This is a genomic window from Roseicella sp. DB1501, assembly GCF_013112485.1.
Classification (GTDB): domain Bacteria; phylum Pseudomonadota; class Alphaproteobacteria; order Acetobacterales; family Acetobacteraceae; genus Paracraurococcus.
The window spans coordinates 88,526-105,588 of sequence record NZ_JABFHG010000009.1; the positions used below are offsets into that span (position 1 = coordinate 88,526).

The window sequence follows — 17,063 nt, forward strand, 5'->3', positions numbered from 1 at the left end:
CGATGCGACGCCGCCTCGCCCTGCTTGCCTGCCTCGGCCTGACGGCGACCGGCCTTGCGCAGGAGCCCGACGCCGCCCGGTCCGGTGCGACGCTGCAGGACGGGCTGCGCATCGCCTGGCGCTACCTGCCGCAGGCCGATCCCGGCATCGGCACGCTGGAGGTCGAGATCGCCGATGCCGAGAGCGGCGCGCCGGTGCGCTACGAGCGCGGCCGCCTCGTCGCCTGGCTGCAGCGCCGGCGCGCGGCCCTGCCGGAGGCCGAGATCGCCTGCGCCGACCGGGTGCGCCTGCTGGCGCGCCAGGGCATCGGCCAGCGCGCCGATATCGACCTCAACACCTACCGCCTCGTCACGCTGAACGCCGATGGCAGCCTCGCCGTCATCAACCCCTTCGTGCCGCTGAACAACGCCAAGCTGGAAACGATCCTCGAGCTCGGCGGCACGCCGCGCGGCTGGCTGCTCATCCCGGAGCGGCTGGAGGCCTGGGTGGTGCTGTCGGCGCCGGCGCGGCTGGTGCAGGTGGATCTCCAGGCGCGGCGCATCGGGCGCGCCATCGCGCTGCCGGAGGCGCCGGGCGAGGCCATGCTGGCCTGGCACGGCCCGACCGGGCAGCTCTGGCTGGCCCTGGCGGGACGGGACGGGCTGGGGCTGGTGGCGCCCGACCGCGCGGAGGCGGCGCTGCGCCTCCTGCCCGGCCCGGCGCCCACCGCCCTGCTCGCCGCCGAGGCCCTGGACGGGCCGGTGACGGGACATGCGGACGGGGTGGTGGCATTGCACCTGCCGGAGGCTTCGCGGCGCTGGCGCGTGCCGGGCGGCGGCGCGGTGCGCCTGCTGCGCCACAGCCTCCCCGCCGGCCGCATCGTCGCGGCCATGGCGGCGGGCAGCCTCGCCTGGATCGACCCCGCCGCGCCCGATGGCGCGCCGCCCGAGCGCCTGCTGCCACTGGGCCATCCGGTGACGGCGCTGGCGCTCGCCGATGGCGGCCGGCGCGCCCTGGCGCTCGGCGGCGGACGGGCCAGCCTCGTCGATCTCGCCACCGGCCAGGTCGAGGCGCGGATGGAGACGCTGCCGCAGGCGCACGAGCTGCTGCTGACAGACCGCTTCGCCTATGCGGTGAGCCTGCCGGAGGGGCGCGGCACGCTCTGGCCGCTCGCCGAGCTGCGGCAGGGCCGGGTCAGCCCGGTGGAGGTGACGCTGGGGCGGGCGGAGGCCGGGCTCGACATCGGCCCGGCCGCCCGCGCCGCCCCGGTCCCGGCGGGCAACGGCATCCTCGTCGCCGTCCCCGCCGACGGCATGGTCTACCAGTATGGCGAGGGCATGATGGCGCCGATCGGCAGCTACTCGAACTACCGCCGCGCCGCCCTCGGCCTGCATGTCCTCGACCTGTCGCCACGCGAGGTGGCGCCCGGCCGCTACCGCAGCCCGGTGCGGCACGGCCAGGGCGGCCCGCACGAGCTGGTGCTCGCCGGCGCCTCGCCGCGCTTCGCCGCCTGCGGGCCGCTGCAACTGCCGGCGACGGCCGCGGCGGCCGCCCTGCCCAGGACGCTGCTGGGGGCGGCGCTGCAGGTGGCGCTGGCAGGGATCGAGCGGCGCGGCGAGGCGGGGACGGCCATCCGCGTCCGCGTCAGCGAGCTCGCCGACGGCGCGTCCCGCCCGGTCGGCGACCTCGCCGATCTCGAACTGCTGCTCTTCGATCCCCGCACCGCCTGGGAAGCCCGCGCCGGGCTGCGGCCCGAGGGCGAGGCGGGGCATTACGCCGCAAGCCTCACCCTGCCGGCCGGGGCGAGGCCCGAGGCGATGGTGGCGAGCCCCTCGCGCCACCTGTCCTTCGCCACGGGGCATCTCGGCCCGCTGCCGATGGCGGCGGCGCGATGACCCGGCGGCAGCTCGCCCTCGCCGCGCTGGCGGCGGCGCTGGCCAGTCCCGGTGCGGCGCAGGCCCCCGGCCTGCCCGGCGTGGTGCTGCTGGACCAGGACGGGACCGGCCGGGCGCTCGCCGATCTCGCGCGGGGGCGCGCCGTCGTGCTCGGCTTCTTCTTCACCGGCTGCGCCACGATCTGCCCGCCGCAGACCGCCGCCATGCAGGCGCTGCAGGAGGCGCTGGCGGAGCAGCCCGGGAAGCGGCCGCTGCTGCTCTCCATCTCCCTCGACCCGCTCGGCGACACGCCGCAGGCGATGCGCGCCTATGCCGCCCGCTTCGGCCTCGCGCTGGGGGCCGCGCCCGGCTGGTTCCTGCTCGGCGGCGATCCCCGGGCCCTGCTGCGCGTCTGGACCGCCTTCGAGCAGCCGACAAGCCGGCCGGAGGAGCACGCCGCGCAGCTCTGGCTGGGCGCGCCGGAGGGGCGACCATGGCGGCGCGTCGGCGCGCTGACCCCGACCGGGCGCCTCCTGGCCATGCTGCGGGAGATGGCGGGGTGAGGCGCCGCGCGCGCGCCGCCTGGGCCGCGATCCTGCTCGCCGCCTCGGCGGGCGGCGCCGCCGCGCAATCCGGCCGCGCGCTCTACCAGGGCCACGCGCCCTTCGCCGCGGGGCGCGAGGCCACCGCCAACCGGCTGCCCCCCGCCCATGCCGCCTGCGCCAACTGCCACGGCGCCGATGCGGCGGGCCGGCGCGAGGGCGGCGTGGTGGCGCCGCCGCTCGGCTGGGCCGCGCTGACCCGGCCGGGCCAGGGCGCGGGCGCCTATGCCGAGGCGGCGGCGCTGCGGGCGGCGGTCACGCACGGCATCGGCCGCGACGGCCGCAGCCTCGACCCCGCCATGCCGCGCTACCGGCTGGAGGCGGGCGAATGGGCGGCGCTGCTCGACTATCTGCGCATCGCCGGCACGCCGGCGGACCGGCCGCCGGGCGTCGCCGCCGACCATGTCGCGCTGGGCACCGTCCTGCCCCTCTCGGGGCGCGCGGCGGCGACCGGCGCGGCCGTGCTGGCAGGGCTGGAGGCCGGTCTGGCGGAAGCGCGCGTGCATGGCCGCCGCCTCGTGCTGCAGGCCGTGGACGGCGCATCCCTGGGCACCGTCCCGGCCGTCAGGCGGCTGCTCGCCCGGCCCGTCTTCGCCCTGCTGGGCGGGATCTGGCCCGAGGATGCGGCAGCGGAGGCGCTGCTGGCCGAGGCGCGGGTCGCGCATATCGGCTCGCTGCTGACCCGCGCCCGGGAGGATGCGACGGGCGCCTGGGCGGTCGACCTGCTCGCACCGCTCTCGGCGCAGCAGGCGACGCTGGCGGCGGCGCTCCGGCATTGCCCGGCGGAGCCGCGCCTCGGCCTGCTGGTCGCGCCCGTGGAGGCCGGCGGGCCGGGGACGACCTGGCTGGCGGACCCGGCTGGCCTGATGCAGGCGGTCGGCGCCGCCGGCCCGGCGGGCTGCCTCGGCACCAGCCTCGCCGGAGCCGCGCGGATCGATGGCCGGCGCCTGCCCGCGGGATGGCGCTGGCAGGTCGTGCTGCCCTTCCCGGCGGCGCTGCTCGAAGGCGAGGGGGCGGCGCGGCCCGATCCATGGCGACGGCTGGGCTTCGCCGCCGCCCGGCTCGCCGTGGAGACCCTGGCGCAGGCGGGGCTGGTGCTGACGGAGCGGGCGCCGCTCGCGGCGCTGCCCGCGCATCTCGAACCATGGCCCGGCGCCGCGCTGCACTTCGGCCCGCGCCGCCGCCAGGGCTGGGACCCTGGCCTGATCGAGCTCTCCGCGCCCGCGCCGGCCACCGACGCCGTGGCGCCACCGACCCCAGAGGGAGGCTGAGATGCGCGTTCCATCGGAGAGGCGACGGCGGCGGACCGTTCGGCGCCGGCTGGCCGGCCTCGCCCTGCTGGGCTGGGTCGGCACGGGCGGCGGACCGGCCCAGGCGCAACCCCCGCCCGTGCCGACGACCAGCTTCACCTTGGTCGGCCATATCGAGCGCTTCACCCTCGACAATGCCGGCGATCCGCTCTCCGCGGCGGTGATGACGGTGCGTGGCATCCCGGTGGTGCTGCCGCGCAACCTGCTGATCACCCTGCCGGGCCGCTACATGACGGCGCAGGACCTGTTCCGCGGGCCGGCGGGCGCGGCGGTGCTGCAGGAGAGCGGGCTGGCCCTGGCCGACGACACGGCGCGGCCGCCGGTGCCCTTCGAGGCGGAACTCCTCGGCAATGTCGTCGAGGAGACGGTGAACAACCTCCGCCGCGCGCGCTACATCGCCGGCGTGGTCCGCATCAGCCAGGGCGCGCTGCATATCGGCGAGGGCTACATCCAGGCCATCGATGCGGCGACCGGCGAGATGCGCATCGGTGACAAGCTCAACACCGCCGGGGCGCGGGTGCGGCTGAACGACCCGACCGGGATCTACGGCGTCGCCGCCACGGCGCTGCCCGCCGGCACCCTGTCCTTCGATCCCCGCTTCGCCCTGGACGAGGAGAACGCGCCCGTGCATGCGCGCACCGGCTTCCCGGTCTGCGTGCCCGCGCCCAGCCGCGAGGCGGCCTGCCCGCCCGGCAACCGCCTGGCGGGATCGCTGCGCTTCACCTGCGGCAAGCAGGCGACGCCCGGCGTGGCGGCGCTGCACGCCACCTGCGACCCGAAGCGCCCGGTGCCGCTCGCCGTGGGCGACCATGTGACCTATGCCGGGATGATCGTCCCCGATCCGGCCGGCGGCTTCGTCGTCGCCGCGCATGGGCTGGAGGCGGAACTCGGGATCTACACCTCGCCGGGCGTCGAGCCGGCCTATGTCTTCGTCGAGGAGGCGATCCAGGGCACCAAGGGCGAGGAATTCGCCGGCATCCCGCAGGAGGAGACCACACGCTTCCGCATCGTCGGCTTCACCTCCGACCCGACGCGCAATGTCGAGGTCTGGCTGGTCGACAGCGATCGCAAGCGGCCGAGCCCAGGGGCGCAGGACCCGCCCTGGCCCGGGACCTCCTTCACCGGGCCGGGCGGCCTGGCGCCGTCCAACGGCCCGCAGCTCGGGCGCTTCCGCAACACCTGGCCGGCCAAGGACGATGCGCGGCCGGTGCGCCGCGACGTGCTGGTGCGCGTGGTCGGCACGCCATGGGTGAAGACGCCGGCGGGCATCCGGACCAATGGCTACCTGGCCCCGGTCGGCGAGTACATCTATCCGGAGCCGACCAGCTTCGGGCAGCGCGGCTTTCCCGTCCCGGTGCCCTTCGAGAATTTCTGCTTCCTGCGGGCTGGCGGCGGCACGCACGAGACCGTGCAGGGCGGCACCGTCACGCTCGGCGCGCTCGATCCGTTTCCTGACTCGGGGCATGCCGCGCCGCAGCCGGTCGGCAACGGGCCGCGGACGGCCTGCGACGGGGAGTGATGGCGGCGGGTTGGTTAGAGGCCGCCGGTCGCGCTCTTCGGATGACGTGGCGCGAAGGCCCGGGCCAAGCGGAAGGTCGCATTCGGGAGCGGCTGAAGGCTGCTGCCGCACCGATCATGCTGCGACGTCCGCTTTGCCGTGCTGCAAAACAGAGATCCGCGCGGCCCTTGGCGAAGCAGAATATTTCGACTTTATTTTGCTTTTAATGATCGCTTTCGCGGCAAGCGAGTCCTTATGGTTTCGGTGACGCCGAAGCAGTTGCCTCGAAGAGGCAGATCGCCCGCGTTAGCTGAGAAGGACGAAGCCGATGACGTTCCCCTTTTCGCGCCGCGCCTTCTCCGCCTTGTTTCCCGCATTGCCCTTCACGGCCGCGGCCCAGCCGGCCGCCCCTGTCCCCGCGCCGCCCTCGGGCCAGGTGGACGAGGAAAGGATCCCGCCTCTCGGTCCCGCCCAATCGCCTGACCAATTGATGGAGCGCACCCGCCATCGCCGCGCTGTGGAGGCCGCGATCTGGGGCATGCCAGCGGTCAATTACGACCTGATGCGGCAGGAAATGCTCAAGGCCGGCGGCACGGAAAATCAGATCATCTACTGGGGCCGTCCCCTGGACTGGCGGAATCAGACGCTCACGCCCAACCCGGACACGCTCTACTTCATGAGCTTCTTCGATCTGAGGGTAGGCCCGCTGGTGATCGAGGTCCCGCCGGGCGACGCCGGCGGCTCCCTCAACGGCAACATCGTCAATCTCCGGCAGATGCCGCTGGAGGATGTCGGCCTGCTCGGCGTGGACCGGGGCGTCGGCGGCCGCTTCGTCCTCCTGCCGCCGGGCCAGGCCGAGCCACCACTCCCCGCTGGCTACACCGCGCTGCCCTGCGACACCCTCGGCGGCTATGCGCTGTTCCGCGCCAATCTCGCCAGCCACGGGGAGGAGGATGTGCGGCGCTCCCTTGCCTACGGGCGGCGCGTCCGGATCTATCCCCTCGCCCAGGCCGCCAACCCACCGCCGAACGCCCTCACCGACGCGAAGGACGTGATCTTCAACTCCACCATCCGCTACGATGCCAGCTTCTTCGACAACCTGAACCGCATCGTGCAGGCCGAGCCCTGGCTGCCGCGCGACCGCCTGATGATCAACACGCTGCGCAGCCTCGGCATGGAGAGGGGCAAGCCCTTCAACCCGGACGCGCCGACCCGCACGCGTTTCGACGCCGCGATGCGAGAGGTGCACGCCTATCTCGGCGCGATGTACGAGAGGGGGTGGGAGCCGTTCTTCGCGAACACGAACTGGCGCCCCGCCGCCGACGCCGAATTCGTGAAGCTCCAGGTCACCAACTACAGCGACACGGAAGCATACCCGAGCGATCTGCGCGGCCTGGCCTACACTTACGGCTATATCGGCCTCAAGCGCCTCGGCGTCGGCCAGTTCTACCTCATTGCAATCCATGACAAGGACGGCAAGGCCCTTGAAGGCGGCCAGACCTACCGCCTGCGCGTACCCCCGAATGTCCCGGTCGAGCAGTACTGGTCCGTCACCGCCTATGACCGCGAGAGCCACGCCCTGATCCGCGACATGCCGCGCGCCAGCCGATCCTCACAGGTCGCGGAGATGGCGCGGAACGCCGACGGCTCCATCGACATCCTCTTTGGCCCCTCCGCTCCGTCCGGCCGGGACGCGAACTGGATCCCCACCGACCCGCGGCGCGGCTTCGAGTTGATGTTCCGCGTGTACGGCCCGAGGCCCGAATTCTTCCAGAAGCGCTGGGTCCTCCCCGACATGGAGCGGATCTGAGCCACCGGCGAAGCAGGAGGATACCCCCATGACGCGCACCAGCAGTGGCCTCTCCCGCCGCCATGCCCTGCTCACCGGCGGCGCCACGCTCGCGGCCTCGGCGACGCCGCCAGGTTCCGCCGCGGCCCAGCAACCGCCCGCCGCGTCCGGCGGCTTCGAACGCGGCTATCCCAGCGGCGACACCTCGCGCCGTCTCCGCGACGAGGCGGACGTCCAGCGCGCCGTCATCGCCTACCGCTTCTGGTATCCGACCGTGTCCGTGGAGGGCATCTTCAACGGCAACCGCGAGATCGGCCTGCAGGACAACCAGGCGATCGGGATCGCTTCGACCGGACCGCGCCAGGTCGGGTTCACCCTGAACTCCGACACGCCCTACGGCTCCGCCGCGCTCGACCTGACGGACGGCCCGATGGTGATCGAACTGCCCCCTGGCGGCTTCATCGGGCTGGTGGACGACCACCATCAGGGCTGGGTGCAGGATCTGGGCCTTCCCGGCCCGGATGAGGGCAAGGGCGGCAAGCACCTCGTCCTGCCGCCCGGTTACAGCGGCCAGCCGCCGGCCGGGTATCATCTCGGCCATTCCTCATCGCTCAAGACCCTTTTCGCCGTCCGTTCGCTGCCGGTCGGCGGGGATGCGCGCGCGGCGCTGGAGGCGCTGCGGCGGATCAGGGTTTACCCGCTGGCGAGCGCGGGCAATCCGAAGCCGCTCGACTTCGTGGATACCAGCGAGAGGAGGATGGATTCCACCTGCCTGCGCTGGGAGGACAACATCCAGTTCTGGGAGGTCCTGCACCGCGTGCTCGACGCCGAGCCGCTGGTCGGGAAATTCGTCCCGATGTACGGGCTGCTCGCCGAACTCGGCATCGAGAAGGGCAAGCCCTTCGCGCCCGATGCCCGCATGAAAGCCATCCTGGAACAGGCCGCGCGTGCCGGGCGCGACCAGATGCTGGTCGCCGCCTTCGACAGCAACCGGCCGGACCGGGTGAACTGGCCGGACCGCAAATGGGAATGGGTCGGCCTCGTCCCCGGCAGCGCGCAGTTCGAAACACCGGCCGGCATCGACCTCGAGGCCCGTGACCGCTGGTTTGCCCAGGCCATCGTCACCTCGCCCGCGATGTTCCGTCGCACGGCCGGTGCAGGGTCGCTGTACTGGCAGGCGACCAGGGACAGCGCCGGCGCCTTCCTCGATGGCGGGAAATCCTACCGGCTGGCCGTGCCGCAGCCGGTGCCAGGCAAGCTGTTCTGGTCGGTCACGGTGTACGACACGGCCACCCGATCCCAGGTGCAGACGGACCAGGACAAGGCGGCGCTCCGCTCGCTGTTCGAGCTGAAGGACGCGGCGGGCTCCGGTTCGGTCGACCTGCATTTCGGCCCTGCGGCGCCGGCCGGGCAGGAAGGGCGGTGGATCAGGACCGCGCCCGGACGCGGCTGGTTCGCCTATTTCCGCATCTACGGCCCGGAGCAGGCTGCCTTCGACCGGAGCTGGAAGCCTGGGGATTTCGAACGGTCGGGCTGAAGGAGGGGCCGCTTTCCCGGCCGCTGCACCGTGTGGGATCCGGCATCAATGCGCGGGGGGGCCGGGCGCGGAAGAGCGGAGGGATAAGGCCCGCTCGCGGGGACTGGGATCTCAAGTGTCCGGGAGGGATGCAGGGCTGCCAATCCCGACAGCCCGGCGGATATTGGCGTGCCGGCCCGGTGGTCGCCTTTGGGTCAGGAGTCCTTCACCGCCTCGGCCGGCCTGATCCGACGCGGTCGACAGGCAAGGCTTGCGCTAAGCTAATTTTCCTATTATGCACCAAGGGCCGTGCCAGGGAGGTCCGCCATGGGTCCGTCCGTGCCGCCGCTGCCCCTGGCCCCCAGCCCCATGCCGCGTGGCAGCCGCCAGGCCGGCGGCGCCAACCGGGCGAGGCCCGCCGCCCCGCGCCGGGGATTTGTCCGAAACCGCCAGCACCGCCCCGATCGACGCAACTGCGCCCGTTCCCTCTCCGCCCATTGGGGTTTTGTCCAAAACCTTCCGCGCCACCCTGCCTGCGGGGGATTTGTCCGAATCCCGCAGCCGCCGCACCCATGCGCGCCGTCGATCCCGGCCATGGCCCGCCGCACCCTCCCATCGCGCCGCCCGGGGTGCCACATAGGCCTCGCCATGCCGCGCCCGAACCGCCCCATCTATCTCGACAACCAGGCGACGACGCCGGTCGATCCGCGCGTCCTCGCCGCCATGCGCCCCTGGTGGGAGGCGAATTTCGCCAACCCGCACAGCGTCGAGCACGCCATGGGCCGAGCGGCGGAGGAGGCGGTGGAGGCCGCCCGGGCCGAGATCGCCGAACTCATCGGCGCCGAGGCGCGGGAGATCATCCTCACCTCCGGCGCCACCGAGGCGAACAACCTCGCCATCAAGGGCGCCGCCCGCTTCGCCGCGGGGCAGGACAGCCCCCGCCGCCGCGTCGTGACGCTCGCCACCGAGCACAAATGCGTCCTCGAGAGCGTGCGCGACCTCGCCGCCGAGGGGTTCGAGCCGGTGGTGCTGCCGGTGCGGCCGGATGGGCTGGCCGATCTTGAGGCGCTGCGGGCGGCCCTCGACGAGCGCACCCTGCTGGTCTCGGTCATGGCGGTGAACAACGAGACCGGGGTAGTGCAGGACCTCGCCGCCATCGGGGCGCTGGCCAAGGCGGCGGGGGCGATCTTCCACACCGATGCGGCGCAGGGGGCCGGGCGCGTCCCGCTCGATGTCGAGGCGATCGGCGCCGACCTGCTCTCGCTCTCGGGCCACAAGATCTACGGGCCGAAGGGGATCGGCGCCCTCTATGTCCGCCGCCGGCCGCGGGTGCGCCTCGCGCCGCTGTTCTCCGGCGGCGGGCAGGAGCGGGGCTTGCGCTCCGGCACCCTGCCGGCGCCGCTGGTGGTCGGCTTCGGCGAGGCGGCGCGGATCGCCGCCATCGAGGGGCCGCTGGATGCCGGCCGCATCCGGGAGCAGCGCGACCTCCTCTTCGGCGCGCTGGCGCGGGCGGTGCCGGGGCTGCGGCTGAACGGACATGCGGAGCGGCGGGTGCCGGGCAACCTCAACCTCACCTTCCCCGGCGGCATCGACGCCCAGGCGCTGATGCGGGCGGTGCCGGATCTCTGCGTCTCCACCGGCTCGGCCTGCTCCTCGGCGGCGATCGAGCCCTCCTATGTGCTGCGGGCGCTCGGGATTTCCGAGGCGGAGGCACGGGCGACCTTGCGGATCGGGATCGGCCGCTTTACCTCGCCCGCGGATGCGGACCAGGCGGCGGCGCTCCTTGCCGAGGCCTGGCACGCCCTGGCCCGAGCGGAGCAGTAGGATACGATGCCCAGGATGACCTTCATCGAGCGCGACGGCACGCGCCGCGAGGTGGACGCGCCGCTCGGCCTCTCGGTCCTGGAGATCGCGCACAAGCATGGCGTCGATATCGAGGGCGCCTGCGAGGGCTCGCTGGCCTGCTCCACCTGCCATGTCATCGTCGACCCGTCCTGGTTCACCCGGCTGCAGGCGCCGACCGAGGATGAGGAGGACATGCTCGACCTCGCCTTCGACCTGCAGGAGACCAGCCGGCTCGGCTGCCAGCTCATCATGACCGAGGCGCTCGACGGCCTGGTGGTGACGCTGCCGGCCGGCACCCGCAACGCGGGAGGCTGAGGGCATGGCCGCCGCCTGGGATGCTCCCTGGGAGGAGGGCTTCGGCCGGGAGGGCGGGCTGTTCCGCCGGCTGCGGCAGGCCTGCGCCGCGGACTGGCAGGCCTATACCTGGCACCCCTTCGTCCAGGGCCTCTCGGCCGGCACCCTGCCGCTGCCGGCCTTCCGGCGCTACCTGATCCAGGACTATCTCTTCCTGATCCATTTCGCCCGCGCCAAGGCGCTCGCGGTCTTCAAGGCCGAGAGCATCGAGGCGATGCGGGACAAGACCACGGCGATCGCGGCGATCCTCTCCGAGACGCTGATGCACCTGAAGTATTGCGAGAGCTGGGGCATCCCGGAGGCCGAGGTGCGGACGACGCCCGAGAGCGCCGAGACGGTCAGCTACACCCGCTACGTCATCGATCGCGGCCTCGCCGGCGACATCCTCGACCTGGAGGTGGCGCTCGCCCCCTGCACGGTCGGCTATGGCGAGGTGGCGCTGCGCATCCTCGCCGACCCGGCTCGCCGGGGCGAGGGCAATGCCTACCAGACCTGGATCGACACCTATGCCGACCCTGGCTACCAGGCGATGGCGCGGGCGGCGGCGACGCGGATCGACGCGCTCGGCGACAGCCATGGCGGCATGGCCCGCTTCGCCACGCTGAGCGCCACCTTCGCCGAGGCGGCGCGGCTGGAGGCGCGCTTCTGGCAGCAGGGCCTCGACGCCGCGGCCGGCCATGTCGCGGCCTATGAGCGGGCGCGGCCGTGATGGCGCGGCCATGAGGATTCTTGTGGCCCCCCTCATGGCGCAGCCATGAGGATTCTTGTGGCCATGTCGGGCGGCGTCGACAGCAGCGTCGTCGCCGGCCTGCTGCGCGAGCAGGGGCATGAGGTGATCGGCGCCACGTTGCAACTCTACGACCATGGCGCGGCGACGGCACGCAAGGGCGCCTGCTGCGCCGGGCAGGACATCCACGATGCCCGCCGCGTCGCCGACCGGCTCGACATCCCGCATTACGTCCTCGACAAGGAAAGCCGCTTCGGCGCGGCGGTGGTGCAGGATTTCGCCGACAGCTACGCCCGCGGCGAGACGCCCATCCCCTGCGTACGCTGCAACCAGTCGGTCAAGTTCCAGGACCTGGTCGGCCTTGCCCGCGATCTCGGCGCCGAGGCGCTGGCGACCGGCCATTACGTCCGCCGAGTCGAGGGGGCGGGCGGCGCCGAGCTGCACCGCGCCGTCGATCCGCAGCGCGACCAGAGCTACTTCCTCTTCGCCACCACGCCGGCGCAGCTCGCCTTCAGCCGCTTCCCGCTCGGCGACTATCCGGACAAGGCTTCGGTGCGGGCGGTCGCGGCGCGGCTCGGCCTGGCGGTGGCGGAGAAGCCGGACAGCCAGGACATCTGCTTCGTCCCCGCCGGCCGCTACCACGAGGTGGTGGCGAAGCACCGGCCGGATGCGGCGGAGCCGGGGGAGATCGTGCATCTGGACGGACGGGTGCTCGGCCGCCACCAGGGGATCGCCCGCTACACGGTGGGGCAGGGGCGGGGCCTCGGCCAAGCCTCGCGCGACGGCGCGGAGCCGCTCTACGTCGCCGGGCTGGATGCGGCGCAGCGGCGCGTGCTGGTCGGGCCGCGCCAGGCCCTGGCCCAGGCGGAGGTGGCGGTGGGCGAGGTGAACTGGCTCGCCCCGCCGCCCGAGGAGCCCTTCCGCTGCGAGGCCAAGCTGCGCGCCCGCGAGGCGCCGCGGCCGGCGGTCGCGGCCTGGGATGCGGCGGCGGGCCTGCTGCGGGTGCGGCCGGAGGAGCCGGCCATCGCCGCGCCGGGCCAGGCCTGCGTGCTCTATGCCGGGGAGCGGGTACTGGGCGGCGGCTTCATCCGCCGCGGCGCCCGCCTCGGCGCCGCGGCCTGATACCAGGCGCACGACGTTCCGACCGACGGCCCGCAGGGCCGAGCGCCCGAACGGGCGCCGCGGCTTATGCCGCGAAGGCCCAGGCAAACCGGAGGTTTGCGCCCGGCGTTCGAGGCGCAGGAAGGTGAAACCTTCCTGCGCTCGGTACGAGACCGGGCAGCAAGGGCCGCGGCCGGCGCATGCCTGCCGCGATGCGCCGCCGCGGCTGTGGGACCGGCGGCCTTCCCATCTCCTTGCCGAGGGGCCGACGACCGGGGCGCATGGGGCGCTCCGCCGTCCTGGCCCACGGAAGGAGAAGGACCATGGTCTCCGTCATCGGAGGCTTGCTGACGCTGACACTCGGCACGGCGCTGTTCGGCTGGGGGGCGGCGGTGCGCAGCGCCATGGAGCATGACGGCACGCTGCGACAGGCCGGACGCCTGCCGCGCGGCGCATCGCAGGAAGTGAGCTGAGCTGAACGGCACGGTGGGGGAGGGATCCCCCACCACCCTGCCTGGCCGGGGCGGAACCTCCCATCGCCCGACGCATTTGCTGCTGGACGTCCGGGCAGGGGAGGTCTGTCTTGCAAGGATTGATGCGCCGCCAGCCATGGCTTGTCGTTACGGGCCTCGTCATGGGCCTTCTTGGCCTAGCGCTCCTCGGGCTCGGTATCTGGCTGGGTATCCTCGGCGGCAGCCTGTACTACGCGGTCACGGGCCTCGCCCTGTTGGCCTGCGGCATGGCCCTGGCGCGGCGGCAGGCCTGGGGTTTCTGGCTCTATGGCCTCGTCCTGCTCGGCACCCTCGCCTGGGCGGTCCATGAGGTCGGGCTGGATGGCTGGCAGCTGATGCCGCGCCTCTTCGCCCCTGCCCTTCTCGGTGTCTGGCTGTGCATGCCCTGGGTCGCGGGCCGACTCGGTGCGGGGGGTATCGGTGGGCGCTGGCGCTGGTCGGGCGCCCTGGCCTGCCTGGTGCTGGCGCTGCTGGTCGTCGGGGCGGGCTACCGCACCACCGTGGCCCGCCATGTGCAGCACGCCCCGGTTGCCGCGGCCGCCGCGGCGCCGGCCACAGAGTCCCCGATGCCCGAGGATGAGTGGCGCTATTACGGCCGCGGCGCCGATGGCCGCCGCTACTCGCCCCTCGCGCAGATTACGCCGGCCAATGTGTCGAAGCTCGCCCTCGCCTGGAGCACCCGCACCGGCGACCTGCCGCAGGAGTTCGAGACGAAGAACGGGCGGGAGTTCAACTTCGAGGCCACGCCGATCAAGGTCGGCAACCGCCTCTATCTCTGCACGCCGCACCGGCACGTCATCGCCCTCGACGCCACGACCGGGCGGCAGCTCTGGCGCTTCGATCCGGAGAACGACACCAGCGCCAACGAATACCTGGCCTGCCGCGGCGTGGCCTATGCCGAGACGCCGGCCGAGGCTGGCTGTCCCCGTCGCATCGTCAGCACCACCGCCGATGCCCGGCTCTTCGCGCTCGATGCCGAGACCGGCCGGCCCTGCCCAGGCTTCGGCGAGAAAGGCTTCGTCAGCCTCACCGATCATCTCGGCCCTACCCCGCCGGGCTTCCACTTCATCACCTCGCAGCCCCTGGTGGTGCGCAACCGGATCGTGTTGGGCGGCTGGATCTACGACAACCAGTCCGAGGGCGAGCCGTCCGGCGTGGTGCGCGCCTATGACACCGTCTCCGGGACGCTGGCCTGGGCCTGGGACCTGGGGCGGCCCGACCCGACGGCGCCGCTCGCGCCCGGCGAGACCTATACCCGCGGCACGCCGAATGGCTGGGGCACCTACACCGCCGATCCGGCGCTCGGGCTGCTCTACGTCCCGCTGGGCAATGCGACGCCGGACTATTACGGCGCCCGGCGCCGGCCTTTCGACGAGGCCTATTCCAGTGCCCTGGTCGCGCTCGACATCGAGACCGGCCGCGAGCTCTGGCATTTCCAGACGGTGCATCACGACCTCTGGGATTTCGACCTGCCGATCGGGCCGTCGCTGGTCGATCTCGCGGGCCCGGACGGGGGCAGCATCCCGGCGCTGGTGCAGACCACCAAGATGGGAAAGCTGTTCCTGTTGGATCGGCGCAACGGCCATCCGCTGGCCGAGATGCGGGAGCGGCCGGCGCCCGGCAACCCGCTGCCGGGCGACACGACCTCGCCGACGCAGCCGGAGCCGACGGACCTGCCCGATCTCGGGCCGCCGCCGTTGACGGAGGCCGATAGCTGGGGCGCGACCCCGCTCGACCAGCTCTGGTGCCGCATCGAATTCCACCGGCGGCGCTATAACGGTCCCTACACGCCGCCGTCGCTGCAGGGCAGCATCTTCTACCCGGCCTTCGATGGCGTGATCGACTGGCATGGCGCCTCGATCGACCCGACGCGCCACCTGCTCATCGCCAATGCCAGCTACATCCCCTTCGTCGTCGACGCCATGCCGCAGGAGGAGGCGCTGCGGCGGGGGCTCATCAAGCCCTGGCCGGGCTTCGACAGCGACAAGCCCTATCCCAAGCCGAGCCGCTTCGCGGTCGGGCCGCAATACGGGACGCCTTATACCGTCGTCGTGGACCCTTGGCTCGGGCCCCTCGGCGCGCCCTGCCACGCGCCGCCCTGGGGCAAGCTCTTCGCCATCGACCTGCAAACCCGCAAGATCGCCTGGGAGCGCGTGATCGGCACGACGCGCGACATGAACCTGTTCGGCACGCACACCAACCTTCCCCTGCCGACCGGCATGTTCAACATCGGCGGCACGATGGTCACGGCGGGCGGGCTGGTCTTCATGGGCGCGACGGCGGACGACTACATCCGCGCTTTCGACCTGCGGGACGGCAAGGAATTATGGCAGGCGCGGCTGCCGGCCGGTGGGCAGGCCAATCCGATGAGCTACCGGGGCAGCGACGGGCGACAGTATGTCGTGATCGCCGCCGGCGGGCATGGCGGCCTGCGCACCAGGAACGGCGACTACCTCATGGCTTATGCGCTGCCGCCGGGGGCGGGCGGATCGCCATAGGGCACGGGCTCGCTCCGCTGCGGGGGAATGGTGGGCCGGGAAGGATTTGAACCCCCAACCTCACGCTTATCAAGCGTGTGCTCTGACACTGAGCTACCGGCCCATCCACAGCCTTCGTACTCAACAAGAAACGATTTGTCTCGACACGAACGCGTCAACCTATGATTGTGCCGTCTGCCTGATACGGCGGTCGCCAGGGCGTGGATTGCGGCGATTACACTTCCGGTGCGGTGCCGCCTTCGTGTGAAATGACCTTCGGCATCCTGGCCGTCGGTGACATGGCATGCGGGCATTCGAGCAACTGCTGCAGCGAACCCGTGACTTCGCCGAAGACCTCGCAGCGAAGCGGCGGGAACGGCAGGAGCGTCACCACCTCGATCCCACCGACTTCCGGCGGCTTGCCGATATTGGTTTCCTGCGGGCGAGCGTGCCTGTCGCACAGGGCGGTCTCTGGGACGATGCGCGACGCTCGGTCCGTGCCCTGAGCGATGCGCACCGCCTGCTGGCGGCCGGGGATTCCTCCCTCGCCCTGGCCGCTTCGATGCATCCGGGTGTCCTTGCCTTCTGGCGCGACACTGGTTCACCGAAAGGGGACGCAACCGCCTGGGAGGCGCAGAAGCGGCTGGTCTTCGAGACCACCCTGGCCGGCGCCTGGTGGGGCACGATCACCTCGGAGCCCGGCAGTGGCGGCGATGTTGGCCGGACGCGGGCATCGGCCCGGCCCGATCCGGGGGCGCCCGGCGGCTGGCGCGTCACCGGCGAGAAGCATTTTGGCTCGGGCTCCGGCGTCACCTCCTACATGATCACGACGGCACTGCCGGAGGGGGAGGCGGAGCCGGCCTGGTTCTTCCTGGCGGTCCATGGCGTCGCCTGGGATGGCTCGACGGGCATGACCCTTCGCGCGGAATGGGACGGCTTCGGCATGGCCGCGACGGACAGCCACGCCTTCGCCTTCCGCGATTTCCCGGCGACCCGCTTCGCCTGGCCGGGGCATTGGCGGGAGGTCATCGAGGGCACCGGCGGCTCGACCACGATGTTCCAGGTGGCGGTCATCCTCGGGGTGACGGACGCCGCCATGGCGCATGTCCAGCGGCTGCTGCGCGCCCGCGAGGCCGCGGCGGTGACGGCCTTCGACAAGGTGGAATGGGTTGCGGCGGAGCGCGAGGCCTGGCTCATCCGGCAGGCCTATGAGGCCGGGCTGCGCGCGCTGGAACGGCACGGCCGGGCGCGACGCGAGACGAGCATGGCGAAGGCCAGCATAGCCCTGCTCGCGGAATCGCTGCTGACGCGCCTGTGCCGCATCGCGGGCGGCGGCGCCTATGCGCGGCGCTCGCCCCTCGGGCACTGGTTCGAGGATGTCCGTGCCATGGGGTTCCTGCGCCCGCCCTGGTCCCTCGCGCTTGAAGGTCTCTACGCCCTTGGCCGGGACGCGGAGCCGTACCAAGCCCCGGTGTGACG

Annotated in this window: 13 protein-coding genes, 1 tRNA gene and 1 pseudogene; 14 read left to right on the forward strand and 1 reads right to left on the reverse strand. The window is 72.7% G+C overall.

Annotation, left to right across the window (positions count from 1 at the left end; genetic code table 11):
• The first annotated feature begins 2 nt into the window (after positions 1-2).
• The 12 genes from HJG45_RS18080 to HJG45_RS18135 all read left to right on the forward strand — a co-directional run bounded on the left by HJG45_RS18080 (position 3) and on the right by HJG45_RS18135 (position 15,605).
• Positions 3-1,874 carry a hypothetical protein gene (locus tag HJG45_RS18080; protein ID WP_171613564.1) on the forward strand — a complete coding sequence of 624 codons (1,872 nt, stop codon included), beginning with the start codon at positions 3-5 and terminating at the stop codon, positions 1,872-1,874.
• Positions 1,871-2,416, forward strand: coding sequence for an SCO family protein (locus HJG45_RS18085; RefSeq protein ID WP_171613566.1), 546 nt, complete (start codon positions 1,871-1,873; stop codon positions 2,414-2,416). The genes HJG45_RS18080 and HJG45_RS18085 overlap by 4 nt, the downstream gene beginning before the upstream one ends.
• The gene (locus tag HJG45_RS18090) at positions 2,413-3,726 is read left to right on the forward strand and encodes a c-type cytochrome (protein WP_171613568.1); all 1,314 of its coding nucleotides are present in this window, start codon (positions 2,413-2,415) and stop codon (positions 3,724-3,726) included. Before HJG45_RS18085 ends, HJG45_RS18090 begins: the two co-directional genes overlap by 4 nt.
• 1 nt (position 3,727) lies before the next feature.
• Complete coding sequence (locus tag HJG45_RS18095; RefSeq protein ID WP_171613570.1) at positions 3,728-5,284, forward strand: hypothetical protein; 1,557 nt, start codon at positions 3,728-3,730, stop codon at positions 5,282-5,284.
• A 307-nt stretch (positions 5,285-5,591) separates the two neighbouring features.
• On the forward strand, positions 5,592-7,073 hold the full coding sequence (locus HJG45_RS18100; protein ID WP_217362970.1) for a DUF1214 domain-containing protein: 1,482 nt from the start codon (positions 5,592-5,594) through the stop codon (positions 7,071-7,073).
• A 28-nt stretch (positions 7,074-7,101) separates the two neighbouring features.
• Complete coding sequence (locus HJG45_RS18105) at positions 7,102-8,589, forward strand: DUF1254 domain-containing protein (RefSeq protein WP_171613572.1); 1,488 nt, start codon at positions 7,102-7,104, stop codon at positions 8,587-8,589.
• Between the two features lie 627 nt (positions 8,590-9,216).
• On the forward strand, positions 9,217-10,392 hold the full coding sequence (locus tag HJG45_RS18110; RefSeq protein ID WP_171613574.1) for a cysteine desulfurase family protein: 1,176 nt from the start codon (positions 9,217-9,219) through the stop codon (positions 10,390-10,392).
• Between the two features lie 6 nt (positions 10,393-10,398).
• Positions 10,399-10,728 carry a ferredoxin family 2Fe-2S iron-sulfur cluster binding protein gene (locus HJG45_RS18115; protein ID WP_171613576.1) on the forward strand — a complete coding sequence of 110 codons (330 nt, stop codon included), beginning with the start codon at positions 10,399-10,401 and terminating at the stop codon, positions 10,726-10,728.
• Between the two features lie 4 nt (positions 10,729-10,732).
• Positions 10,733-11,476, forward strand: a complete 744-nt coding sequence (locus HJG45_RS18120; protein WP_171613578.1) for a TenA family protein — start codon at positions 10,733-10,735, stop codon at positions 11,474-11,476.
• Positions 11,477-11,521: 45 nt separating this feature from the next.
• The gene (mnmA, locus tag HJG45_RS18125; RefSeq protein ID WP_171613580.1) at positions 11,522-12,616 is read left to right on the forward strand and encodes a tRNA 2-thiouridine(34) synthase MnmA; all 1,095 of its coding nucleotides are present in this window, start codon (positions 11,522-11,524) and stop codon (positions 12,614-12,616) included.
• Between the two features lie 302 nt (positions 12,617-12,918).
• Positions 12,919-13,068, forward strand: a complete 150-nt coding sequence (locus tag HJG45_RS18130; protein WP_171613582.1) for a hypothetical protein — start codon at positions 12,919-12,921, stop codon at positions 13,066-13,068.
• A gap of 122 nt (positions 13,069-13,190) precedes the next feature.
• Positions 13,191-15,605 (forward strand): membrane-bound PQQ-dependent dehydrogenase, glucose/quinate/shikimate family, encoded by a 2,415-nt coding sequence (locus HJG45_RS18135; protein ID WP_171613584.1) that lies wholly within the window; start codon positions 13,191-13,193, stop codon positions 15,603-15,605.
• 28 nt (positions 15,606-15,633) lie between these two features.
• On the opposite strand, the gene HJG45_RS18140 is transcribed toward HJG45_RS18135, so the two are convergent.
• A tRNA-Ile gene (locus HJG45_RS18140) sits at positions 15,634-15,708 on the reverse strand.
• A 180-nt stretch (positions 15,709-15,888) separates the two neighbouring features.
• Between HJG45_RS18140 and HJG45_RS29465 the strand changes: the two are divergent.
• Both HJG45_RS29465 and HJG45_RS18150 read left to right on the forward strand, forming a co-directional pair.
• Positions 15,889-16,107 (forward strand): annotated as a pseudogene (locus HJG45_RS29465) (acyl-CoA dehydrogenase family protein); the annotation flags it as partial.
• Between the two features lie 39 nt (positions 16,108-16,146).
• Entirely contained in the window at positions 16,147-17,061 is a 915-nt protein-coding gene (locus HJG45_RS18150) for an acyl-CoA dehydrogenase family protein (RefSeq protein WP_171613588.1), read from the forward strand.
• Positions 17,062-17,063 lie beyond the last annotated feature (2 nt).